At 64.8% G+C, this 24,137-nt stretch carries 17 protein-coding genes; 10 read left to right on the top strand and 7 right to left on the bottom strand.

Going from position 1 to position 24,137, the window contains the following annotated elements; all coding sequences use genetic code 11:
* Window positions 1-78: 78 nt before the first annotated feature.
* Both HWN72_RS03610 and HWN72_RS03605 read right to left on the bottom strand, forming a co-directional pair.
* On the bottom strand, window positions 79-2,334 hold the full coding sequence (locus tag HWN72_RS03610) for a TonB-dependent receptor (RefSeq protein WP_211149868.1): 2,256 nt from the start codon (window positions 2,332-2,334) through the stop codon (window positions 79-81).
* 320 nt (window positions 2,335-2,654) lie between these two features.
* Entirely contained in the window at window positions 2,655-5,042 is a 2,388-nt protein-coding gene (locus tag HWN72_RS03605; RefSeq protein WP_008828589.1) for a TonB-dependent receptor, read from the bottom strand.
* A gap of 488 nt (window positions 5,043-5,530) precedes the next feature.
* Between HWN72_RS03605 and HWN72_RS03600 the strand changes: the two genes are divergently transcribed.
* Window positions 5,531-6,178 carry a glycosylhydrolase-like jelly roll fold domain-containing protein gene (locus tag HWN72_RS03600; RefSeq protein ID WP_211149867.1) on the top strand — a complete coding sequence of 216 codons (648 nt, stop codon included), beginning with the start codon at window positions 5,531-5,533 and terminating at the stop codon, window positions 6,176-6,178.
* Here HWN72_RS03600 and HWN72_RS03595 read toward each other — a convergent pair.
* Together HWN72_RS03595 and HWN72_RS03590 are read right to left on the bottom strand one after the other, a co-directional pair.
* Window positions 6,141-7,166, bottom strand: a complete 1,026-nt coding sequence (locus HWN72_RS03595; RefSeq protein ID WP_036529260.1) for a LacI family DNA-binding transcriptional regulator — start codon at window positions 7,164-7,166, stop codon at window positions 6,141-6,143. The two genes, HWN72_RS03600 and HWN72_RS03595, sit on opposite strands and share 38 nt — an antisense overlap.
* Complete coding sequence (locus HWN72_RS03590; RefSeq protein WP_211149866.1) at window positions 7,163-8,425, bottom strand: MFS transporter; 1,263 nt, start codon at window positions 8,423-8,425, stop codon at window positions 7,163-7,165. Before HWN72_RS03590 ends, HWN72_RS03595 begins: the two co-directional genes overlap by 4 nt.
* Before the next feature lie 142 nt (window positions 8,426-8,567).
* Here HWN72_RS03590 and HWN72_RS03585 point away from each other — a divergent pair, with 142 nt between their 5' ends.
* Genes HWN72_RS03585 through HWN72_RS03565 form a run of 5 tightly spaced genes read left to right on the top strand, consistent with a single transcriptional unit; the run spans window position 8,568 to window position 18,732 of the window.
* Window positions 8,568-11,027, top strand: a complete 2,460-nt coding sequence (locus HWN72_RS03585; protein WP_211149865.1) for a TonB-dependent receptor — start codon at window positions 8,568-8,570, stop codon at window positions 11,025-11,027.
* Between the two features lie 38 nt (window positions 11,028-11,065).
* A complete protein-coding gene (locus HWN72_RS03580) occupies window positions 11,066-12,643 on the top strand; it encodes a tryptophan halogenase family protein (RefSeq protein WP_211149864.1) in 1,578 nt (525 codons plus the stop codon).
* Entirely contained in the window at window positions 12,640-14,916 is a 2,277-nt protein-coding gene (locus HWN72_RS03575) for a beta-glucosidase (protein ID WP_211149863.1), read from the top strand. Before HWN72_RS03580 ends, HWN72_RS03575 begins: the two co-directional genes overlap by 4 nt.
* Before the next feature lie 19 nt (window positions 14,917-14,935).
* Window positions 14,936-16,246: a cation:proton antiporter gene (locus tag HWN72_RS03570; RefSeq protein WP_211149862.1), complete on the top strand. Its 1,311-nt coding sequence runs from the start codon at window positions 14,936-14,938 to the stop codon at window positions 16,244-16,246.
* A complete protein-coding gene (locus tag HWN72_RS03565; RefSeq protein ID WP_211149861.1) occupies window positions 16,243-18,732 on the top strand; it encodes an exo 1,3/1,4-beta-D-glucan glucohydrolase in 2,490 nt (829 codons plus the stop codon). The genes HWN72_RS03570 and HWN72_RS03565 overlap by 4 nt, the downstream gene beginning before the upstream one ends.
* On the opposite strand, the gene HWN72_RS03560 is transcribed toward HWN72_RS03565, so the two are convergent.
* From HWN72_RS03560 to HWN72_RS03550, 3 genes are all read right to left on the bottom strand, one after another.
* Window positions 18,696-19,136 (bottom strand): hypothetical protein, encoded by a 441-nt coding sequence (locus HWN72_RS03560; protein WP_036529245.1) that lies wholly within the window; start codon window positions 19,134-19,136, stop codon window positions 18,696-18,698. The genes HWN72_RS03565 and HWN72_RS03560 overlap by 37 nt on opposite strands.
* A gap of 86 nt (window positions 19,137-19,222) precedes the next feature.
* Window positions 19,223-20,215, bottom strand: coding sequence for an alpha/beta hydrolase (locus HWN72_RS03555; RefSeq protein WP_155986448.1), 993 nt, complete (start codon window positions 20,213-20,215; stop codon window positions 19,223-19,225).
* A gap of 253 nt (window positions 20,216-20,468) precedes the next feature.
* A complete protein-coding gene (locus HWN72_RS03550; protein WP_008828601.1) occupies window positions 20,469-21,221 on the bottom strand; it encodes an SDR family NAD(P)-dependent oxidoreductase in 753 nt (250 codons plus the stop codon).
* A 135-nt stretch (window positions 21,222-21,356) separates the two neighbouring features.
* Here HWN72_RS03550 and HWN72_RS03545 point away from each other — a divergent pair, with 135 nt between their 5' ends.
* The 4 genes from HWN72_RS03545 to HWN72_RS30950 all read left to right on the top strand — a co-directional run bounded on the left by HWN72_RS03545 (window position 21,357) and on the right by HWN72_RS30950 (window position 24,091).
* A complete protein-coding gene (locus tag HWN72_RS03545) occupies window positions 21,357-22,259 on the top strand; it encodes a LysR substrate-binding domain-containing protein (RefSeq protein ID WP_008828602.1) in 903 nt (300 codons plus the stop codon).
* A gap of 283 nt (window positions 22,260-22,542) precedes the next feature.
* A complete protein-coding gene (locus HWN72_RS03540) occupies window positions 22,543-23,379 on the top strand; it encodes an alpha/beta fold hydrolase (protein WP_036529226.1) in 837 nt (278 codons plus the stop codon).
* Window positions 23,380-23,726: 347 nt separating this feature from the next.
* Window positions 23,727-23,858 carry a hypothetical protein gene (locus HWN72_RS31560; RefSeq protein ID WP_256434541.1) on the top strand — a complete coding sequence of 44 codons (132 nt, stop codon included), beginning with the start codon at window positions 23,727-23,729 and terminating at the stop codon, window positions 23,856-23,858.
* Window positions 23,858-24,091 (top strand): response regulator, encoded by a 234-nt coding sequence (locus HWN72_RS30950; protein WP_309141548.1) that lies wholly within the window; start codon window positions 23,858-23,860, stop codon window positions 24,089-24,091. Before HWN72_RS31560 ends, HWN72_RS30950 begins: the two co-directional genes overlap by 1 nt.
* The last annotated feature ends 46 nt before the right edge of the window (window positions 24,092-24,137 follow it).

Below are 24,137 nucleotides of genomic sequence, written 5' to 3'. Positions count from 1 at the left end.
GGTGGCCGCCCCGGGTTCGGCAAAGTTGGGAAGTGTCCTCCCCCGGGGCGGCGAGTTGCCTGAACAGGCAGCGATGGATCAGAACTCGTAACCCAGGATCACGCCGTAAGTGCGCGGTTCACGGGCGCTGGAGAACGACCAGAGACCTGCGACGGTGAAGGCGGCATTGGGGCCGCGATCGTCGAGGAGGTTGCGCCCGAACGCGGTGATACGTGCGGTATGACCGCCCAGGTCGAACCGCGTCGTCAGGCTGGCATCGAGCAGGTCCTGCGTGTCCGAACGCACGCGCGGGTCGTTGCGCGGCACGACGATGGTGCCGGTCGCGGGATAAGTCGCGGTGGCGTCCAGTCCGATCTGCTGGTCGTAGGGACTGATGTGGCGATAGCCCAGGTTCGCCACGACTTCGCCGAAGCCGGTCGGCACCTTGTAGTTGGCGTTCAGCGACAGGGTCGTCTTGGGCGCGTAGATCATCGAGACGTTCGAATAGTCTATGATGCGGGTGCCCGGCACCGTGGCACTGATCGCGCCTTGGGAAATGAAGTCCTTGAGGCTGTTGTCGAGCAGGCCCAGCGAACCGGACAGCGTCAGGCCCTGCGCAGGATGCGCGGTGAATTCCACCTCGATGCCCTTGAGCTTGGCCGAGCCCACGTTCGTCACGATGGTCTCGCTGCCGACGCCGCCTTGTGCGGGGATGGTCGTATTCTGCTGGAGGTTCTTGTAGTCCGCCAGGAAGGCAGCGACGTTGAGTTCAAGCAGTCCGTCGAGCAGGGAACCCTTGAAGCCGCCTTCGAAGGAGTCCACCGTCTCCGGCCCATAGGGTGTCGTCGCCGAGAAGAGCGTCGTTCCGCGGCCCGAGAAGCCGCCGGAACGATAGCCGCGCGACCATGAGGCGTAGAGCATCATGTCCGGAGTGGGATGGAAGTCGATGCCGATCTTGGGCGTGAACTTACTGTTGCTGACAGTGGCGTTCGGGAACTGGCTTGCGTCGATGCGCGCCATGTTCTGCTTGCGGTCCTGCGTCCAGCGACCACCGAACGACAGGCGCCAGCTGTCGGCGAAGGCCCAGTTGAAGTCACCGAAGAAGGCCAGCGAGCGGGCATGGCCGATGTTGTCCTGCTCGGCGATCGCGGGCGGCGCGAAAAGCGTGATGCGCGTGCGCTGCTGCAGGGAGTAGCGCGACTTGAAGAAGTAGCCGCCCACGACATAGTCCAGGCTGTCGCTGATCTTGCCCGCGGCGCGCAGTTCCTGGCTGAACTGGCGGTACGTCTGCGAGCGGGCGGAGAAATAGATGTCGGCGGACGAACCGTCGAAGTCCTGCGTCTGCGTTTCGTCGGACTTGCGGTAGCCTGTGACCGAGGTGAACTTCACGGCCCCCGCATCGAGGTTCATTTCCAGCGTCGCGGCGGGAGACTCGTAGTGCGAAGTTCCGGGCGTGCCGAACACGGTGTAGAGGTCGGTGGTGGTGTTGCGGTTGCACTCGTTGGCGGGTTCGAGCAGGCAGAAGACCTCTCCGGTCTTGCTGATGTTCGAATTGACCGGCACGAAGTCCTGCACCTGCTTTTCCAGCGTCAGCAGCGCGTCGAAGTTCGATGACGGCTGGAGCAGCGCCGCGACGCCGAAATTCTCGGCATTCGATCCGCCCGTGCGTTCGCCGGTGATGCCATGGTGGTAATAGCCGTCGGTCTGGTTGTGGAAGTAGAACGGCTTGATCGCCAAGACATCGTCGATGATCGGAATGTTGACGACGGCACGCGTGGCCCAGGTGTCGTAGTTTCCGTACGATGCCTCGACCTTGCCGGAGAATTCGAACTTCGGGCGGGTACGCCGGATGTTGATCACGCCGCCGATGGTGTTGCGCCCGAACAGCGTGCCCTGGGGCCCGCGCAGAACCTCGATCTGGCTGATGTCGAAGAAGTCGAAGAACTGCCCGGTGCTGGTGCCGATGAACACGCCATCGACGACGACCGCGACCGTTGGATCGAACGACTTGTCGACGTCCGCGAACGACAGCCCGCGGATCGCGACGTTGGCGGCGGCAGCGCCTGAATTCTGCTGGGTGATCATGACGCTGGGCGCCGCGCCCATGATGTCGCCGATATTGACCGATGCCTTGGCTTCCAGCGCGGCCGCATTGACCGCAGTGATCGCAACCGGCGTGTCGCGCAGGGCTTCCTCGCGCCGACGGGCCGATACGATGATCTCGCCTGTGGAAGCACCGTCGGCCTCCGCCTGCGCCGTCTGCGCATGGGACGGCGCAGCCCCGAGGGCAGCCGCCACTCCGAGTGCTCCGACGCCGACTTGCAGGAATGCCCTCAACGCGTGAATGCGCTGCATATTCGAATCCTCCCCGTATCTCGCAATCGGCATTCAACACTGCCGATCGTCGCGGGGAGACATATTATAATGAAACATCGTTATAGAACTATGTTATGTAATAGGTCGTCTTTTCGACGCCCCAGCAGGCTTCTTGATCACCTGATATAGTGTTGAAATAGAAGCGTTATCCTTGCGCATATCCGGAATGCGGAATGGCTGCCTTCGCCTGGAGCCGCAATCGCGAAACGCCGCATCACAGTGACTTTCGGGGAGAAGGCGCCGAACACTGAAACAGAAGAAGCGGGCCGACCTGTACAAGGCCGGCCCGCGAAGAAGTATCAGAAGCGGATGTTCATCTCGCCGCCGAACGTACGCGGTTCGTTGAAGAACCCGTTGAGCCCCGAAGTCGGGCTCAGGGCCTTGTAGAACACATGCTGTTCGTTGAAGAGATTGCGCGCCCAGACTGCGAAAGTCAGCTGCGCATCGCCCGAACCGACTGCGATATCGCCGACGGCCAGACGGCCGTTGACGATGAACGCCTTGTCACCCTTGGGCTGATACACGTTCGAAGCGGCACCCGGGCCGGTATAGACCGGGTCGGAGACGTTGGCATAGAAGCCGCTGTCGAAGTTACCGTCGAGATGCGCGCGAACGGTGTAACCGTTCATCGGCAATTCGTAGTCCAGCGTACCGCTGGCGGAGTGGCGCGGGGTGTAGGACTGATAGATCGGAACCGCGACGGTGCTGACGACGCCGGCGGCGTTCGGGTAGGGGTTCACGGTCGCCGGGATGTTGACGTACTGGTACGAATAGGAAGCGCCCAGCGTCAGACCTGCCAGCGGATTGACCGTCAACTCGGCTTCGATGCCGTGCAGACCGCCGGTGCCAGGGGCATTGATCGTCGAGGTCGTCGTGCGCGTGGTACGCACCCCACCGGTCTCGTACGGGCGCTGGAAATCGACCTGGATATCCTTGTACGTGCCCGCGTAGGCGGCAATGTTGAAGCGGGCATGGTGGTCGAAGAACTCGGTCTTGGCGCCGATCTCGAAGATCGACACCGTTTCCGGGTTGAAGGCATCGTAGTTCTGCGAACGGGAGTTGGCGCCGCCCGACTTGTAGCCCGTGCTCCACTTGCCATAGACGTGGACGTCCTGCGACAGATCGACAGCCAGGTTCACCATCGGATCGACGCGCGACCAGCTGGCGTCGAGGCCGATCGGGCCGGAGACGCCGTCGCGGTTGATCGGCAGGGCGTTGTTCACGATCGTGAGCGCGCCGTGCTTCATGTCCTTGGTCCAGCGCAGGCCGCCGGTCAGGTGGATGGCATCGTTCATCACCGCCGGGGTCCAGGTGGCCTGGCCGAAAGCGCCGACGCTGCGGGTGGTCACGTGGCTTTCGCGGTCGATCGCCTGCGCGCCGTAGTCGATCTGACGCAGCACGTAAGCCGAGCCGGCAGCATTGGTGAACTGGTTGGTGTAGAACGCCTGCGCATTGTCGGAGACGTGCTCGCGGTAGTACAGGGCGCCGGCCACGTACTTGACCCGGCCCACTTCGCCGATGGCCTGAACTTCCTGGCTCCACTGGTTCTGGTTGAACAGGGCCAGGCTGTAGCGGGCGAACTGCGTGCCCGTGAAGCCGGCCGCACCCTTCGCTGCCAGCGCCGAAGGCGACAGCGACATGGTGGTCGAAGCCGAGCCGTTGTCCCACTGATCTTGGTAAAGCTTGCGGTACGAACTGATCGACTTAATCGTCAGGTCAGGCGTCGCGGTCCATTCCAGGGTCAGGCGGTGACCATGGACCTTGCCGACGCTGGGCTGCATCGGGACGCCGACGTTGGCGGTCTTGACGCGGTCGGGCTGGACGGTGCCGAGCGCGGCCTGGGTATTGGTCCCGGCAGCAAGAAGGTTGAGGTACAGCGAGGTCGATTCGTCCTTCGACGTATCGAAGCTGTAGTCCGCGCTGAAATCGGGCGAAGGCTTCCACAGCGCCTCGAGGTGCAAGCCCTGCTTGTCGTACTGGTTGAAGCCAGCCTGACCCTGCTGCGGATTCTTGACCAGCGGATCGCGGCGGGCGACGACGCCGTCGATCTTGAACGCGATATTGGCGATCGACGGCAGGTCCACATGGACCTCGCCCTTGTACATGCCGAAGTTGCCGACGCCGCCGGTGGCGTTGACGTGGAATTCGCCGGAGGGCTTCTTGGTCACGATGTTGACCGCGCCGCCTTCGGTGTTGCGGCCGAACAGCGTGCCCTGCGGGCCCTTGAGCACTTCGACGTTCTCGATGTCGAACAGCGCGGTGCCAAGACCCTGGGCACGACCGAGATAGACGCCGTCAATATAGACGCCCACGCCCTGGTCGCGCGCCGGCTGGTTGCCGTCCGACAGCACGCCGATGCCGCGGATATTCACGATCAGCGCGGAGTTGCGCGAGTAGAACGGAGCAACTTTCAGCGACGGGATGGCGCCGTCGCCCAGATCGACAAGCGACGTGACGTGGCGATTGGTCAGGTCGTCGCTGCGCATCACCGAAATCGAAATCGGGGTTTCCTGCAGATTCTCGCGACGCTTCTGCGCGGTGACGACGATTTCGCCAAGGCCGCCGCCTTCGGCAGCATCGGCCACCGCGTCCGGTGCAGCTTCGGCCGCCTGTGCAGCTGTGGAAAGGCAGGCAGGCGCAAGCAGGGCGAACGCGGTCGTCGCCAGCCAATGACGCTGGATTTTCATGAAATACCCCTGAGTGATTATCGCCACTGCGGCGATCGTCGAGCGGGCCGATAGGGCTGCAATATTTCCCTATTGTGACTCTGGATTGCTTGATCACGAGATTTCATGCGCCGAAACTGATCGGCTTACGGGCTACCCTGCCTTGCATCCGGGAAAGCGATGCCACATGTGCCTGGCATCACCTGCCCGCTTCCGCGGCGACGGCGGCGGCAGCTGCGATCCCTCAGCCTTCGCCTTGCGGCTCACGCTGGGCGCCAGGTCGAACGCCCGCTCGAAAAAGCCACGTTTGAGCTGGAGTTTCTCGGGAAAGTGCTCCTGCGACAGGTCCGCGCCGGCGACTGAACGCCTACGGGGCCAACAAGAATGCCGCCGGCAGTCACCACCTTACGCAAGACACGTCGCGGCAGATCCAGCATTCTCGATCGACCATTCAGGAAGCTCGGCGATAGGATGAAACCTGGAGGTGTCTCCGGGCCGTCGCTCATGCGGTGCCGAGACTGGCTGCGCGTCTCGACGGCGCCTGGGAAGTGGCGTTCGAGGCGGAACGCGGTGCGCCAAAGGCCGCGAGCCTGCCCGCGCTGGCCCCGCTCAACGAACAGGTGGACCCCGGTATCCGTTATTTCTCGGGTATCGCCACTTACGGCAAGACGTTTGCGGCGCCCGCCGGCTACAAGCCCGGCGCACCGCTGCTGCTCGATCTCGGGCAAGTCGGAGACCTGGCAGAGGTCCGCGTCAACGGCCGCTTCATCGGCACCTTGTGGCATTCGCCTTACCGGGTCGATATCGGCGCGGTGGTCCGGCGCGGGACCAACCGGCTTGAAGTGCGCGTCGCCAACTTATGGGTCAATCGCCTGATCGGGGACGCCCAGCCGGGCGCTACCAAGATCGCCTCGACTGTCATGCCCACGTATCGGGTCGACGCAGCATTGCGCCCCGCCGGGCTGATCGGACCGGCGCGGACCCGGCCAACTCGGCGCGGGGCAAGGCGATCGGCTCCGCGCCCCGGCCCGACGATTCGCAATCGCCGCTCCGGCACAGCATCGCGGCATCTCGAGGCCGCTTGCGGCAGGGATCACCTGCTCTGCGCCAGAAACGCCGCTACCTTGCCGGCGCGATTGCAGTGCTGCCCCGGATGATCAGTTCGTGGGGCAGGAGCAGATGCGACTGCGCACCGCCTGCCTGTTTCCTGAACTGCGGATTCACCAATATATCGACTGCCGCGCCGGCCATTTCCGCCTTGGGTTGCCGGATCGTGGTGAGCTGCGGCCAGGCGGCGCGGGACGACGCGGAATCGTCGAAGCCGCAGATCGACAGCGCCTCCGGCACGGCGATGCCCAGCTTCATCGCAGTGATGAGAGCGCCCAGCGCCATGTCGTCGTTGGCCGCGAAAATGGCGGTCGGGCGCGGCAGACCCGAAAGCAGCCGCTCGCCCAGTTCCAGACCGGCGCGGAAGGTGAAATCGCCGCGCAGCACGGTGCTTTCGTCCACGGCGATACCGGCTTTCGCCATCGCCTCGCGATACCCGTCCTCGCGCCGGGCCGAGGACCGGTGGCTTTCCGGTCCCTGGATGAAGGCGATGCGGCGGTGCCCCAGACCAAGCAGGTAATCGGTCATCTCGCGCGCGGCGCTGCGGTCGTCCATGCGCACGCTGCCCGACGCCGCGGCCTTCGAGCTTGGCGCGACGAGGACCATGGGCAAGCCTGCCTCGGCGAACAGGGCGGTCAGCGCGGCTTCGTCACAGATGGGCGGGGCGACGATAGCCCCGTCGAGGCGCAGCGCGGCAATGCTGGAGCGCACCTGACCCGCCCAGTCCGCACCGCCAAGGTCGACCGGCTCGACGACAAGGTGATAGCTGCGCTCGCGGCAGCGCATCAGCGCGCCGTGCTGGACGTCGGCCGCATAGCCGGACACCGGATCGTCGATGAACAGGCCAAGCAAGTAGGAACGCGAACTCGACAGGCTGCGTGCAAAGGCATTGGGCCGGTAATCGAGTTCGGCGACCACCTGCTCCACCCGCTCGCGCAGTTCCGGGCGGACATGCGCCTCGCCGTTGATCACGCGCGAGACGGTTTTGGCCGAGACTCCGGCCTTGGCGGCAACGTCCTTGATGGTGATCACGCTCATGCCGGAATCTCGCGAGGGGCGGCGCAGAATGCGGCGAATACCGCAATCGCGACGTAGCACAGTGCCGGTAGCAGCAGCGCCGGCAAAAGGCCGATCGCATCGGCGAGCACTCCGGTCAGCATCGGCACCACGGCGCCGCCCACCACCGCCATGCACAGCCACATCGAGGCCAGCGGAGCAAGGCGGGCCTCGCGCGGCATCGCCATCGCATAGATCGTCGGATACATGATCGCGTTGCACAGCCCCATCGCGATCAGGGCGGCGGATCCGGCCACGCCCGGCAGGACGATCGCGGCGCACGTCAGCAGGACCGCCCCCAGCGCCGCATAAAGCAGCAGTGCCGCTTCGCCCATCCGGGTCATCAACCAGGCCCCGGCAAAGCGGCCCACCATCGCCCCGGCCCAGTACAGGCTCACCAGCCGTCCGGCGCTGACGGGAGAAATCGACAGCCGCTCGGGCAGCATCAATACGTTGGTCATCAATGTCCCGATCGTCACTTCCGCGCCGACATAGACGAAGATGGCGAAAGTGCCCCATAGCAGGCGCGGATCGCGCAGCACCGCGAAAATCTGGCGGCGCCGTCGCAGCGGCAGTCCCTGCGCCGTGCCGGCGGCGTCACCCAGCAATCCGCGATGCGCCAGATACGCCGTGGACAGCGCTGCCAGAACTGCCCCCGAAACCACGAAAGGCAAGGATGCCCTGACCGCCGCCTCCTCGCCCGGACCGGCTTGCGCGAGGAGGAACGGCGCGCTCAAAAGCGGCCCCATCACCGTGCCGAGCGAATTGAACCCCTGCAGCAGCGTCAGCCGGAATGCCGCCCCGCGCGAAGGACCGATCACGGTGACCACGGTGTTGGAAGCAATCTGGAGCACCGTCTGTCCGGCCGAAAGCAGCAGCAGGGCGCCCAGCACCAGCGCGAACTGGCGTGCGCCCTGCGCGACCGCCAGAGCCAGGCAGCCGGCGGTCATGACTGACAGTCCGAAGGCGATCGCCCGCATATAGCCGATTCGCACCACGGCCAGCGCGGCGGGCAGCGCGAAGAACAGATAGCTGGAATGAAACGCCAGCTGGATCAGCAGCGCGCCCTTGTAATCCAGCGCCAGGACCGCCTTGAGTTGCGGCACCAGCAGGCTGACCGCCGAACTGAGAAAACCGCCGATGAAGAACACCCCGATCGACAGCCGGAACAGCCGCTTCGCCGCGAATTCCGGCGATGCTAACGGTGAAATCGACGCTGGCGAAACGGTCATGACCGTCATCTAGAATACCCTTCGCACCATTGCAAAAGCCGGAAAGGGATAAGGCACGATTTTTGACATCGTTGTCAAATCGCGTGTTGACAACGATGTCAGGATTTGGTCTTTGCACCCTCACAAACACGACGCATCTGGGAGGATGATCATGACGAGGCACGCACTCGTCGCGAGCACAGCGCTTGCGACTTGCCTATTTTCCGTATCCGCAGCGCATGCACAGGACGCCGCCGCGCCGCAGGCAGCCCCGCAAGCCGCATCCGACAACGACATCATCGTCACCGCGACCCGCCGCGAAACCACGCTGCAATCGACCCCGATCGCGGTTTCGGCCTTCAGCCAGGACACGCTGAACAAGAACCAGGTGAAGGACGTCACCGACCTCGCCCGCTTCGTGCCCTCGCTCCAGTTCAACCAGCAGGGCGACCAGTCTGCGGTCTTGCTGACCCTGCGCGGCATCGGCAACGACAGTGCCTATACCGAAGTCGCCGACCCCGAAGTCGCCATCTACATCGACGGGATCTACTCGCCCCGTTCGCAGGGCGCCTCGGTGCTGATGTACGACATGGAGCGCGTCGAAGTGCTGCGCGGGCCCCAGGGCACGCTGTTCGGCCGCAACGCCACCGTGGGCGCGCTCAGCCTGATCTCGGCCAAGCCCAAGCTCGGCAAGTTCGAAGGCAGCGTGGAACTGACCGCCGGCAATTACGACCGCTTCGGCGTGCGCGGCGCGATCAACATCCCGGTGACAGATACCCTGGCCTTCCGCGTCGCCTTCGTCAGCGACCGGCATGACGGCTATGCCTCGTACCAGCCCGCTCCGGATATCACCGGCATCAACAAGTCGGCCTTCGTCACCAGCGGCAAGAAGTACTACGCCGCCGACCAGCAATCGGGCCGCGTCTCGATGCTGTGGCAGCCGAGCGACAAGTTCAGCTGGAATCTTTCGGCCGAGGGCTTCCTGGACAACGGCGCGCCGGTGATCGGTCTGCTGCAGACCCCGCGCGCGGGCACCAAGCGCTGGTCGACGCTGTCCGACACCGCGCCCGATACCAACCGCTATTCGGTCGCGGTGCGCTCCGCGATGAACTACGACCTGACCGACGGCATCCAGCTGAGCTACATCGCCGGCTGGTCGCGCATCGGCGGCAGCACCCAGACCGATGCCGATGCAGGCGCGCTGCCGCCGACCGGTCAGGTGGACGCCGACGGCAACGACCTGCCGCTGGGCGCCTTCAACGAAAACCGTACGCTGTCCTCGCGCTATGATTTCCAGAGCCACGAGGTCCAGCTGAAATCCACCGGCGAGCAGGCCGTGGACTGGATCCTGGGGGCTTACTACAGCCACGAAAAGAACAAAATCCGCTTCGATATCGACCAGCGCAACGGTTACCGCGACGGCACCTTCAGCTGGGCGGGCAGCTTCATCCAGGTCAACCGCCAGATCGACAGCCGCGCCGCGTTCGGCCAGGCCGTATGGCATGCCACCGACTGGCTGCGCGTGACCGGCGGCCTGCGCTATACCTCCGACAAGAAGCAGGACATCGGCGGCCGCAACGTCACGTTCTCCGGCGACGGTTGCTCGGCGGCGGATTCGGCGCCCGGCGGCGCCTGCCAGGGCGGCATCTTCGGCGCCTATCCCGGCGCCACCGCCGCGGAACTGGTCGACCTGCTGCCCGGCTTCTCGATCTCGAACAACGACGTGAAGGGCAAGTGGAACAAGCTGACTTATCTGGCCCGCGTCGATGCCGACCTTGCCGCCGATACCCTGGGCTATGCCAGCATCTCGACCGGCTTCAAGTCGGGCAACATCCAGGATAACGCGGGCCTTACCAACCCCGAAACCCTGACCAACTACGAAGTCGGCCTGAAAACCCGCTTCCTCGATCGCCGCGTGACGCTGAACCTGGCGGCCTATTATTCCGACTTCAAGGGATACCAGGTCAACCAGGCCGTCACCTTCCGCGACGACGAAGGCAACGTGGTGCGCAGCCAGATCGTGACGCAGAACGCCAAGGGCGCGAAGGCTTATGGTCTCGAAGCGGAACTCACTGCCAACTTCACCCCCGCCGATCGCCTGCAGTTCTCCGGCACGGTCCAGAAGACCAAGCTGGACGATCTGGAAAGCGTCGATGGACGGCTCTACGACGGCGGCAAGGCGTCCTCGATCGTGCAGCTCAGGGGCAATGAACTCGCCCACGCACCGCGCTTTTCGGCGAGCGTCAGCTACGAACATGACTTCGAACTGGCGAGCGGCGCGACGATCACCCCGCGTTTCACCACGCACTACGAGACCAAGAGCTGGCTGAGCTACTTCAACGGCGACGCCAATCCCTTCGTCAACGCCAACGACCCGGCCGACAACATGCCCGGTCGCGGCACCAACGGCACCGACTGGGACCGCCAGAAGGCCTACTTCCGTTCGGACGCCTCGCTGCGCTTCACGTCGGCGGACCAGAACTACACGGTGGAGGCCTTCGTCCAGAACATCGAGAACGGCAAGATCCGCACGGGTGCCGGGGCATTCGGGGCACCGCGCTACGATCCGGTGTTCCTGTCCAACCTCCAGCCGCCCCGCACCTGGGGTGTCCGCGCCCGCGCGAACTTCTGACCCTGAACTGACGACCCTCAACTGAAGAGGCGCAAGGTATGACGATCGACAATCCCCCCTCCGGTCGTGTCGTCATACCTCGTGTCGTCATACTGGGCGGCGGCACGGCCGGATGGCTGGCCGCCGCCTATCTTTCCCGCACGCTGGGGATGACCGGCATCACGCTGGTGGAATCCAGCGAGATCGGCATCATCGGCGTGGGGGAAGGCACGTTCCCGACGATCCGCTCGACGCTGGCCGGGCTGGGCATCAGCGAGGCGGAGTTTCTGGTCCGCGCCGATGCCACCTTCAAGCAGGGCGTCCTGTTCGAGGGCTGGGCGACCGGCACCGACAGCTATTTCCACCCCTTCAACATGCCCATCGGCGGCGAGGACGAAGCGCTCCTGCCCCACTGGCTGGCCGATACCAGCCCGCAGCGCGCCGCCTGGGCCGATGCCGCCACCGTACAGGAGCAGGTGATCCGCGCGGGGCGCGCGCCCAAGCGGCCCGAAGACCCCGACTTCTCCGGACCGATGAACTACGCCTATCATTTCGACGCCGCCCGCTTTGCCGACTACTTGCGCGACATCTCCATCGCCGCCGGGGTCGTGCGGATCGAAGGCACTGTCGGCAATGTCCAGCGCAAGGCCGACGGCGATATCGCCGCGCTGGAATTGACCGACGGGCGCATCGTCGAGGGTGATTTCTTCCTCGATTGCTCGGGCTTTCGCGCCCTCTTGATCGGGCAGACGCTAGGCGCGGACTTCACCTCGTGCAGCGACAGCCTGTTCAACGACCGCGCATTGGCGATGCAGGTGCCCTATGATCGGCCGGACGCCCCGGTACGCCCCTATACGCTGGCAACGGCGCACGAGGCGGGATGGACCTGGGACATCGGCCTGACCGAGCGGCGCGGCATCGGCTACGTCTATTCCAGCCGCCATTGTTCGGACGATGAAGCCGAGGCGACGCTGCGCCGTTATGTCGGCCCGCAAGGGGATGCGTTGAACCCGCGCCAGCTACGCTTCGAAACCGGTTATCGGCAGCAACAGTGGATCGGCAACTGCGTGGCCGTGGGCCTGTCGGCCGGGTTCTTCGAACCGCTGGAATCGACCGGCATCATGCTGATCGAAGCGGCGCTGCGGATGGTCGGCGATTTCCTGGGTCCGGATCTTCTCGCAGGCGCCGACCGCGATGCCCGTGACGCCGCTGTGCGCAGCTTCAACCGCCTGATGAGCGCGCGCTTCGAGCGGATCGTCCATTTCCTCAAGCTCCACTACTGCATCACCCGCCGCACCGACACCGCCTACTGGCGCGACAATGCAGACCCCGCGACCATTCCCGAGCCCTTGCGCGACATGCTGGCGCAGTGGCGCCGTCGCCCGCCCTCGCGGTTCGATTTCGTGGTCGACCTCGAGACGTTCCTGCCGCCCAGCTACCACTACATCCTCTATGGCATGGGGTTCGAGACCACCCTTGCCGGCGCGCGCTATCCCGGCGCTGCGCAGGCGCGCGAGGTTTTCGCCCGCGTGCGCGCGGCCCATGCCGGCGCGCGCGGCGGCCTGCCCGATCACCGCGCCCTCCTGAACCATTATCACGCCCGCACCCGCGTTCCGTCCAGCAAGGTTTCCCGATGAGATTTCCCAAGCACGCCGTCCTGCTTACCGCTCTGATGACCGGAGCATCACTTGCCGCGCCCGTTTTCGCGCAGGAGCAGGCCGCCGCCTCCGCGCAGCCGTCGTCCGAATCCGGGGCCGAAGCGCGGGCGGAGGCACTGGTCAAGGCGATGACGCTGGAGGAGAAGCTCCAGCTGGTTCACAGCTATTTCCCGCCGCTTGCAAAGCCGCAGCCGCCGATAGCGATGATCCCCTCCGCCGGGCATGTTCCCGGCATCCCCCGGCTTGGCATTCCAACCTTGCGCGAGAGCGACGCGAGCCTTGGCGTGGCCAACCAGATCGAGCAGCGCAAGGGCGATGTCGCCACCGCGCTGCCCGCCAGCATCGCCACTGCCGCCACCTTCAACCCGCGCCTGGCCTATGAAGGCGGCGCGATGATCGGTGCGGAGGCGCGCGCCAAGACCTTCAACATCCTGCTCGCAGGCGGCGTCAACCTTACCCGCGACCCCTGGAACGGCCGCAACTTCGAATATCTGGGCGAAGACCCGCTGCTCGCAGGCGTCATGGCGGGTGCGCATATCAGAGGCGTGCAGAGCAACGCCATCGTCTCGACCATCAAGCACTTCGCGCTCAATTCGCAGGAGACCGGCCGCACCGTTCTCGACGCGCGGATCGATAGGGCGGCCCTGCGCGAAAGCGACCTGCTCGCGTTCCAGATCGCCACCGAAATCGGCAAGCCCGCCTCGGTCATGTGCGCCTACAACAAGGTCAACGGCGACTATGCCTGCGAGAACGACTGGCTGCTGAACACCGTCCTCAAGAAGGACTGGGGCTACAAGGGCTGGGTCATGTCCGACTGGGGTGCGGTCCATTCGACGCAAAAGGCCGCAAACAATGGCCTCGACCAGGATTCCGGCCAGGAACTGGACGACGCGATGTACTTCGACAAGGCCCTTGCCGCCGCCGTCAAGGACGGCAGCGTGCCGATGGCGCGGCTCGACGACATGGTCCAGCGCATCCTGTTCGGGGTGATCGACAGCGGCCTGATGGACCGGCCCGTGCCTGACAGCGCCCAGCCGATCGACTATGCCGCCCATGCGCAGGTCGCCCAGCGCGCGGCGGAGGAAGGCATCGTCCTGCTCAAGAACGAGGGTAACCTGCTGCCGCTGGCGAAGACCGCGAAGAAAATCGTCCTGATCGGCGCCCATGCCGATGTCGGCGTGCTTTCGGGGGGCGGCTCCTCGCAGGTCCGCTCGGTGGGCGGCGCGCCAGTGGAGATTCCCCTGACCGAAGGTGCGGCCGCCTCCTTTGCCCGGATCACATGGCACGCGTCCTCGCCGCTTCATGCGATCCGGGCGCTGGCGCCGCAGGCCAGCGTGACCTACCTCGACGGCAGCGATCCCAAAGCGGCGGCCAGGGCGGTTCGCGGTGCCGACATGGCGATCGTCTTCGCCTGGGCCTGGCGGACCGAGGCGCAGGACCCGGAAAGCATGGCCCTGCCCGACAAGCAGGACGCGCTGATCGATGCCGTCGCCGCCGCCAATGCGAAAACGCTGGTCGTGCTCGAAAGCGGCGGCCCGGTGCTGATGCCCTGGGTGGACCGCGTACCCGCCATCCTGTCGGCCTGGTATCCGGGCCAGCGCGGCGGCGAGGCGATTGCCCGCATCCTGCTGGGCGAAGTCGATCCCTCGGGCCGCCTGCCGATCACCTTCCCCGCAAGCGTGGATCAGGCCCCCCGCAGCGAGCCTGCCGGCCTTGCCGAACTGCACGCCGCGAATGCGCGCCGCAAGGCCGGTGACAAGACCATCTACGGCATGAGCGGCGGCGTCGCCCCCTTCACCGTCGATTACCCGGAAGGTGCTGACGTGGGCTACCGCTGGTACGCCGCGAAGCAGCGCAAACCGCTGTTCCCCTTCGGCTACGGGCTGACTTATACCCGCTTCAGCTACGCCAATCTGAAGATCGAAGGCGGCGCCGGGCTGACCGTCGGCTTCGACGTCACCAATACCGGCAAGCGCGCAGGCGCCGATGTCCCGCAGGTCTATGTCGAGGCGAAAAGCGCAGCCGGAACCCGCGCCTACCGCCTTGCCGGTTTCGAGAAGGTCAGCCTGTCTCCGGGTGAGACCCGCCATGTCTCCGTTACGGTCGACCCGCGCGTGATCGCCCGCTTCGACGAGAGCGCGCCGGGCTGGAAGGTCGACGCGGGCGCTTATCCTGTCGTGGTCGGCCGCTTTGCCGGGGATACCGCGCTGAAGGGCACTGCCACGCTGGACGCCCTGTCGGCGCGGCCCTGATCGCGCGCGGGGATACGCCATGACCGGCTCCACCCATCAAAGCGAGATGCTGCTGTTCACGGTGCTGCTGCAGCTGATCGTGATGATCGGCGCGGCGCGGCTGATGCACGGGCTGTTCCGGCGTATGGGACAGCCCGGCGTCGTGGGTGAGATCGTCGCCGGGCTGCTGCTTGGCCCGTCGCTGTTCGGGCATTTCTTTCCCGGCGTCTCTCTTTCCCTGTTCGGGGCCAAGCCAGAGCCCGCCATCACGGTGCTGAGCCAGATCGGGCTGATCCTGCTGATGTTCCAGATCGGCAGCGAGTTCGAATTCGGCCGCCTGAAGGCAGCCCGCCTGCACCGAACGACCATCGCCGTGGCCGTGGCCTCGATCCTCGTGCCGTTCCTTGCCGGGATCGGCATCGGCCGACTGTCGGCCTCCAGCCTCGCGCCGGGTGTCGATTCGTTCGTCTACAGCCTGTTCTGCGGGGTCGCGGTGGCGATCACCGCCGTGCCGATCCTGGGCCGTATCCTGGGCGAATATGGGCTGACCCGCAGCGACGTCGGCATCGTCGCCATTTCCGCGGCGGCCGTGAACGACGTCGTCGGCTGGTTGCTGCTGGCCGGGATCGCCGCCTTCGCTGCCGCGCAGCTTTCCGTGACTTATCTGGCCCTCCACCTCGGCGGTCTTGCGCTGTTCCTGTTCGCCCTGCGCTTCGTGGCGGCGCCCCTGTGTGACCGGCTGGTGGCCCGCTTGCCACTGCGCGATGGCGCTATCCCTCCACATGTCCTGGCGATCCTGCTGATCGTGATCTTCACGCTGGCGCTGTGCACGTTCGCGCTGGGTATCTTCGCGATCTTCGGTGGTTTCGCCGCCGGACTGCTGTTTCATCGCCACCGTCCGCTGGTGGAGGCATGGAATGCGCAAGTCGGGCAGTTCGTGCTGGTCTTCTTCCTGCCGGTCTTCTTCACCTTCACCGGCCTGCGCACCAACCTGCTGGGCCTGTCCACCGGACCGGAACTGGCGTGGCTGGCTGCGGTCTGCCTGATCGCCGTGCTGGCCAAGATCGTGCCGGTCTACTGCGCCGGGCGCGCTAATGGTCTGCCCCATCACGAAAGCCTCACCCTCGGCGCGCTGATGAACACGCGTGGCCTGATGGAGCTGATCGTGCTCAACGTCGGGTATGACCTTGGTTTCCTGCCCCGGTCGATGTTCACGATACTCGTGGTCATGGCTGTCGTCACGACGGTCATGACCGGCCCGGTCCTGCGCGCGCTGCGTGACATGCGCGCCCTTCCCTTCCAAACCACACATGCGCGGCCGCAAGTATACGGCGTACAGGAGCGACCATGAAGACCAACCGATCGAGCGCCTCCCTCCTGATCCTCGCCCTGACTCTGACGGGGATCCCGGGCACCGCCTTTGCCCAAGCCTCATCAGCCGACCAGCCCGCAGCTTCGATCGCCAATCCCGCGATATGGCCGAAAGTCCGCGCCCGCCCCAGCCGCGATCCGAAGGTCGAAAAGAAGATCGACGCCCTGCTGGCCGCGATGTCGATCGAGGACAAGGTCGGCCAGATCATCCAGGTCGATATCGGCTCGATCAAGCCGGCCGATGTCGTGACCTACAAGCTGGGCTCGATCCTCAACGGCGGCAACAGCGGTCCTTATGACGACGAATACGCCTCCCCGGCCAAGTGGCTGCAGCTGGCGGACGAATTCTACGATGCGTCGATGACCCGCAGCGACGGCCGCCCGAAGATCCCGATCATCTGGGGCACGGATTCGGTCCACGGCAACAACAACATCGTCGGCGCCACGCTGTTTCCCCACAACATCGGCCTTGGCGCCGCGCGGAACCGCGACCTGATCCGCCAGATCGGCGAAGTGACCGCACTGGAAACCGCCGCCGCCGGGCTCGACTGGACTTTCGCGCCGACCCTCGCGGTGGTGCAGGACGACCGCTGGGGCCGCACCTACGAAAGCTATTCCGAGGAACCCCAGATCGCCGCCGACTATGCCGGTGCCATGATCGAGGGCGTGCAGGGCAAGGTCGGCACGAAGGACTTCCTCGCGCCGAACCACCTCATCGCCACCACCAAGCACTTCCTTGGCGACGGCGGCACCGGCGGGCGCGATCAGGGCGATACGAGGGTGCCCGAAACGGTGCTGCGCGACGTCCATCTGGGCGGCTACCCGGCCGCGATCGAGGCGGGCACGCAATCGGTCATGGCCAGTTTCTCCAGCTGGAACGGCGAGAAGATGAGCGGCAACAAAAGCCTGCTCACTGGGGTCCTGAAGGAGCGCATGGGCTTCGACGGCTTCGTCGTCGGCGACTGGAACAGCCACGGGCAGGTCAAGAGCTGCAGCAACGAGGATTGCCCGCAGGCCATCAACGCCGGGCTCGACATGTTCATGTACTCCGGCCCCGGCTGGAAGCAGCTCTACGACAACACTCTTGCCGAAGCGAAGGCGGGCACCATTCCCGCAGCGCGGCTCGACGATGCGGTGCGGCGCATCCTGCGCGTGAAGCTGCGCGCCGGAACCTTCGATCGCGGACGGCCATCGTCGCGCGCCTTCGCGGCCAAGTTCGACGTCATCGCTTCTGCGCAGCACCGTGCGATCGCGCGCGAGGCGGTGCGCGAATCCATGGTTCTGCTCAAGAACGACGGCGTGCTGCCGCTGAAGCCCACGGCCAACATACTGGTGGCAGGCACGGCCGCGGACAGCATCAGTCAGCAGGCGGGCGGCTGGTCGATCACCTGGCAGGGCGCGGGCCTGCCCAACTCCGCCTTCCCGAACGCCACCTCGATCTGGAAGGGCATCGAGCAGACCGTGAAGGCCGGCGGCGGCACCGCCACATACGCGCCGGACGGCAAGTTCACCGCCAGGCCGGACGCCGCCATCGTCGTCTTCGGCGAGCAGCCTTATGCCGAATTCAAGGGCGACGTTCCCAACCTGGAATATAGCCCCGGCGACAAGTCCGATCTGGAAATGCTGCGCCGCCTCAAGGCAGCGGGCATTCCGGTCGTTGCCGTGTTCCTCTCCGGCCGTCCGCTATGGGTGAACGCCGAAATGAATGCCTCCGACGCGTTCGTGGCGGCTTTCCTGCCCGGCAGCGAGGGTGGCGGCGTCGCCGACGTGCTGTTCGCGGACGCGGACGGCAAACCCGCGCACGACTTCCGGGGCAAGCTCAGCTTCTCCTGGCCCAAGCGGCCCGACCAATACGTGCTCAACCGAGGTGACGCAGGCTATGACCCGCTGTTCGCCTTCGGTTACGGCCTGTCCTACGCGGCGCCTGGCAAGGTCCCGCCACTGGACGAAGCCCGTCCCGCCGGGATGGCCGAGGCGACGCCCGGTGTCTTCTACGGCAAGGGCCGCGTTCCCGCAGGATGGTCCATCGACCGGCAGATGGTTGCTCAGGCCGGTGTAGACCGCCGCGCACAGGAAGACGCGCTTCGCTTCGCGTGGGACGGCAAGGCCAACGGTCGGGTCGCCATGGCAGCACCCCGCACCATCGACCTTTCGCGCGAAAGCAATGGCGAGATCAGCCTCGTCTTCGAATACCGCGTCGATGCCAAAGCCGCCGTGCCGGTGGAAATGGGCATCGAAAGCGGCGGCAAGACATACTCCGTGCCGATCGGTCAGACCCTTGGACGCTCGGCGCCGGGCGAATGGGCCCGCATGGCCGTGCCGCTGCAGTGTTTCGCCGGTCGCGGCGCGGACATGTCGGCGATCACCGCGCCTTTCGTACTGAGCACGAGTGGCCCCCTGACCATCTCCATATCCGATGTGAAGCTGGATTACGTCAGCATGCCGATGAACGCCTGCGGCGATTGAAGCGCCGCACTTCGGATCGCCCTGCAGCATGGGTAGACCACGCTACGTCGCACCAATCTGAAGGGCGACTTTTTGCCGGAACCGGTCATTCCAGGCAGACATGCGAAGCCAGGATAGGCACGGTGCGGCTGGGCGACGCGGAGGATCTGCGCATCGCAGTGGCAGCGGCTAGGCAACGCTTCGACCGCCTCCGCATGGCGCCCGAACTCAAGCGCGCGTTCACCCTCGAAGCCCTGCGCGACCGCGATATACGGAGCCAGGGTATTGGCCCGTACGCAATCGCGCAGGATCGGCAAGGTCTCGCGAGCACGAGTGAATTCGCCCATCCAAAGGTCGATCGACATCGAACAGATCAGCGCGATGCAATGCGTGACCGGATGGGCGAAAGCGGCCACCTCGGCCACCCGAAACTGAAACACCCTTCTATCGTCGGCAGGTCATGGATCATGGGTGGAGGCTGGCGGCGATATGCCCCTGCCCCATGTCACCGTCACTGTGTGAACGCCTTTATCTGCTCGACCAGGATGTCCGGCACTTCATCCGGAATGAAGTGCCCGCTATCGACCTTGAGCACTTTGGCGCTCGGCGCCTTGCTCGCAAGGACACCCTGCAGCCAGGCAAAGCCCGGGCCACCAAGCGCAAGCACCGGCATGGCAAGCGGGGCATATCCATCGTCATCGACGATGTCCTGAGGAAAGGCCTGATACCAGCCGTCGCCGGCACGGATCGCGTCGCGCGGCGTATAGGCTGCAGCATAGACATCGCGATCGAGGGCATCGATCGCCGCTTCGTCCTTGGTCAGGTAATGGAAGAACCAGTCCTGTTCCATCCGAATCCGGCCCTCGCCCGCCATCTTCTCGTGCAGTTCGGGCACCTGGTGATAGGCAAACCACCAGACGTAGGCGTGAGAGCCATCACCCACCTTGTCACCGAACGTACCAAGGGCGGGCAGCATCGGCCAGGTCGCAAGCCCGGCATCGGGCGGCGCGACATCGAGCAGAACCAACTTGTCGGTAAGGTCGGAATGGTTCGCGGCAAAGCTGTAGGCGACCATGGAGCCGATATCGTGGCCTACGATATCGACCTTTCCTAGCCCAAGCTGATGCACCAGACCTGCGATGTCGGCGGCCATGGTCTTCTTGTCGTAGCCGCCGGCCGGCTTGCTCGATGCCCCCATGCCACGAAGATCGACGGCAATCACCCGCCTGTCTCGCGCCAGTTGCGGCATGATCTTGTGGTAGGACCACCAAGTCTGGGGCCAGCCCGGCAATAGTACCAATGCCGGCTTGCCGCTGTTGGCAGCGCCGCCTTCGACGTAATGGAGGCGTACTCCATCTACCTCGGCAAAGCCCTGACGGAAACCCGGCAGCCGGGCGAGCAGAGCCTCATCCGATGTCGCTGCATGAACTGTCGTGCCGGATGGTGCCGCCAAGGCCGCCTCTGCGATCATGACGGGACTGCCCGCAAGAACCATGGCAGCCATTCTCAATGCAATGTTCCAGATCATGTCGTGTTGCTCCCCGCCTTATGGCGCGATGATATTGCCTGGCGATGGGTATATTCCGCGATGCAGGAGCCAGGCTGCCAGCCATTCGGTCGCGGAACCTCGTTCGTGCGGGTGGCTTCCTCATCCGCAGGTATGATCGAGGCGCCGGCCGGCCAGCCCGAAGCCGGTGCCCGCCGCCGAAACCGGCCGGCGGGCACCTGGGAAGCGGAAGGCCCGGCAAGCGGCTCTGTCAGATCTGGACCTGCCCGCCATCGACGAAGAGTTCGACGCCGTTGACGAAGCTGGCCTCTTGCGAACTGAGGAACAGCACGGCCCTCGCGATCTCCGAAGGCTGGCCGATGCGCCCGGCAGGGATCAGTCCGGCAAGATAGGCCTTGGTGTTCTCGGCATCCGTACCACCGCCGAACAGGTCATCGACGCCGGGCGTGTCGGTAACGCCGGGGCTGACCGCATTGACGCGAATGCCGCGGTCCTTAAGGTCGAGAATCCAGTTGCGGGCAAAGCTGCGCACCGCCGCCTTGCTGGCGCTGTAGACGCTGAGCGCAGGCGTGCCGGAGATGCTCACGGTCGATGCGGTCAGCACCACCGAGGCCCCGTCACGCAGCAGCGGCAGCGCCTTCTGCACGGTGAACAGCACGCCCTTCACATTGGTATCGAAGGTCTTTTCGTAATGGTCCTCGGTGATCGCCCCAAGCGGAGCGAACTCACCGCCGCCGGCATTGGCGAAGACCACGTCGATGGCCGAATGCTGCTGCTGAACGGCATCGTAGAGGCGATCGAGATCGGCCAGCTTGCTCATGTCCGCCCGAACGCCGGTAACCTTGCCGCCAATCGCCTTGACCGCTGCATCGAGCGCCTCCTGGCGGCGCCCGGTGATGAACACCGATGCGCCTTCGTCGGCGAAGGCCTTGGCCGTCGCGAGGCCGATCCCGGTCGTTCCACCGGTGACGACGACGACCTTGTTTTCGAACCTGTAAGCCATGTCATATCTCCATTCTCGTTTCCGACCGGCACCGTTGCCTGCCGCTGGAGAGACAAATGCATCCGGAACGATCTTGGCTGTAGATGGCAAAATCGCTACTCATCGTTCCATTAATGGAACGATGAGTAGCGATCGATGGCTGACTTCAACGACTATGCCTATTTCGCCGAAGTGGTGAAGCACGGCGGATTCGCGCCCGCCGGACGCGCGCTGCGCACCCCGAAATCGAAGCTCAGCCGCCGTATCGCTGCCCTTGAGGAACGCCTGGGCACCCGCCTGATCGAGCGTTCCTCGCGGCGCTTTCGCGTCACCGAAGTCGGGCAGGCGTTCTACGCGCGCTGCCGTGCCATGCTGGAAGAGGCCGAGCAGGCCGAAGCGCTCGTCGCGCAGGCACAGGCCGAACCGCAGGGCCGTATCCGTTTCAGTTGCCCGCGCGGGATGGTAGAAGTGCTATCGCCCCACCTGCCCGCGTTTCTGGCGCGCTATCCCAAGGTCGCGCTGCAGCTCGTCGCGACGGATCGGCCGGTCGATCTCATCGCCGAGCGTGTCGACGTCGCCCTGCGGGTCCGCGTGACGCTCGACAGCGACGCCTCGCTGACGATGCGCACTCTGGGGCAGTCACGGCGCATTCTGGTGACAGGCCCCGCACTTGCCGCAAGCATGCAGGATGCCACGATGGACGGATTGAAGCTGCTGCCGACGTTAGGCTCGAGCGACGAGATCGGCGAGATCACATGGCACCTTGCCGGCCCCGACAACACCGGCATCGATCATCGCCACGAACCACGGATGACCTGCGAGGACTTTGCCGCCCTGCGCGAAGCAGCCATGGCAAACCTCGGCGTTGCTCTGCTGCCCGATCATTCCTGCCGAGACGATCTCGCCGCCGGTCGACTGGTTCGCATCCTGCCTGAGTGGGGCGGGCAAATCGGCATCGTCCATCTGGTCTTCACCACGCGGCGGGGCCTTCCCCCGGCAGTCCGCGCTTTCATCGATCATCTCGCCTCGACATTCCGCGCGCTCGATACGCCGCGCTGAGCGGGCGCCGCCGTAAAGAGGGGCTTCCTACTCAGATGTTACGCGAGACATACGCAGGGATGATTTCCGATCGTAGGCAGGTCTGGTGAATTGAGCGGGACGGCAATCCGGGGCCAGGGACCACTGGGCACTCGAAGCGCTACATTTCGAATTCATCGAAAGATGGATGCAGATTTATAGCACTTTCCAGAACGTCGGTTCGGCGTCAGAAATTATGTCAACGGATGTCGATGAACCGGACAGCCGCGCCTCACCCGATCAAACTTTTCGAAGGATTTCCATCATGGCCTACGTAACCACCACTGACGGCGTCGAGATCTTCTACAAGGACTGGGGCGCGAAGGACGCGCAGCCCATCGTCTTCCACCACGGCTGGCCGCTCTCGTCGGACGACTGGGACGCGCAGATGCTGTATTTCCTGTCCAAGGGCTTCCGCGTCGTCGCCCATGACCGCCGTGGCCATGGCCGCTCCGCACAGGTCAGCGAGGGGCACGACATGGACCACTACGCCGCCGACGCCGCCGCGGTGATGGAGCACCTCGACCTTCGCAACGCCGTCCACATCGGTCACTCGACCGGCGGCGGTGAAGTGGCGGCCTACGTCGCGCGCTACGGCATCCCGCAGGGCCGCGTCGCCAAGGCCGTGCTGGTCAGCGCCGTGCCGCCGATCATGCTCAAGACCGAAGCCTACCCGGGCGGGTTGCCGATCGAGGTGTTCGACGGCTTGCGCGCCGGTCTTGCCGCCAACCGCGCGCAGTTCTTCCGCGATGTCGCCGCCGGTCCCTTCTACGGCTTCAACCGCGAAGGCGCCGACGTGAAGCCAGCCGTCATCGATAACTGGTGGCGCCAGGGCATGATGGGCAGCGCCAAGGCCCATTACGACGGCATCAAGGCCTTCTCCGAAACCGACCAGACCGAAGACCTGAAGGCGATCACCGTCCCCACTCTCGTGCTGCACGGCGATGACGACCAGGTCGTGCCGTACAAGAACGCCGGCGTACTGCAGGCCGAAATCCTGCCGAACGCGACGCTGAAGATCTACGAGGGCTACTCCCACGGCATGCTCACGGTGAACGCCGAGACCATCAACCCCGATCTGCTCGCCTTCGTGCAGGGCTGAATCACTCTCCCGTGGGAAAATCTGGTTCAGATGGTCCCACGGGATGTAAAGCACGCGATGATATCGAGGATTGCGCCTCACTGCGCATCGCTAAACGAACGAAGGCGGTTGAGGCAACGGCCGCTAACGAGACAAGCAATCTGGCGACTGAACTACCGAGAAGCGGCGCTTCGCCGCCATCATTCCGGGCGATGTCAAACTGACTCACCGGCCTGCTGAGGGCCGGATGATTTCCACCTACCCCGCGCGCCGGACACGGCTTGGCAGAAGGAATTAAAGTTGTCTCACCCCTTTGGCCGAGGCAAAGACCTACCAGCGTTGCCTTCAATGGCATAAGAGTCTCATCCATGATCCGTGTCCTGGTGGTCGATGATCACCCGATCGTTTGCGAGGGCTTGAGCGCGATCATCGAAAACGAGGACGATCTATCGGTGAAGCGGCGCATCAGTTCAGCCTGCTCAGACCTGACGTCGTCTTGATGGACATGCAGATGCCAAAGGCGAGCGGTGCCGAGGCCATTGCCACCATTCTTGCCGATGACCCTGCGACAAGGATCATTGTGCTGTCGACCTACGCCGGCGACGCGTCAGCGACGCGCGCCCTCAGGATGGGAGCAGCCGGATACTTGCTCAAGAGCAATGCCCGGAAGGTCCCATCAACGCCGCACATCGCCTCCGCTTACAGAGAACGCATCAAGCTCTTGAAGTCCTAAAAGACACATGTCGCCGGGCACGGTATGCTTGAGCACGGTATAGGCG

The organism is Novosphingobium sp. HR1a, from assembly GCF_015594425.1.
Taxonomy (GTDB): domain Bacteria; phylum Pseudomonadota; class Alphaproteobacteria; order Sphingomonadales; family Sphingomonadaceae; genus Novosphingobium; species Novosphingobium resinovorum_A.
The sequence above is the reverse complement of the archived record's forward strand: the minus strand, read 5'-3'. Positions and strand labels throughout refer to the sequence as shown.